The 405-nt window shown below is 51.4% G+C and carries 1 rRNA gene; it reads left to right on the forward strand.

Annotated features, from left to right (window positions below):
* Positions 1-8: 8 nt before the first annotated feature.
* Positions 9-121: ribosomal RNA gene (gene rrf / locus OOZ63_RS29045) — 5S ribosomal RNA — on the forward strand.
* The last annotated feature ends 284 nt before the right edge of the window (positions 122-405 follow it).

Here is a 405-nt window from a genome sequence, read left to right on the forward strand (position 1 = left end):
CAGTCAAGCCTGATGACCATAGCGAGTTGGTCCCACTCCTTCCCATCCCGAACAGGACAGTGAAATGACTCAGCGCCGATGATAGTGCGGATTCCCGTGTGAAAGTAGGTCATCGTCAGGCTAATATTCGAGGCGCCCAGTCACCCGACTGGGCGTTTCTATCTGCGTCAGCAGATACAAGCATTGAGTGCAGTGCTTGTATTTGCGGACGCCGCTGGCGAAGCCGGCGCGCTGCGAAGCGAAGCAAATAGGTGTTGACACTAGTAAGAAAAGCGTCAATAATCTCGCTTCTGTGCTGATCACTGATTAGCGCCAGACGATGAGTTGATTACCCAGGTGGTGATTGATGAGTGGTTTGAAGTTCTTTAATAATTCACAGCCGATAAGCGTGGGCGTTTGAAGGTG

This window comes from Paucibacter sp. PLA-PC-4 (assembly GCF_026241155.1).
Taxonomy (GTDB): Bacteria; Pseudomonadota; Gammaproteobacteria; order Burkholderiales; family Burkholderiaceae_C; genus Roseateles_E.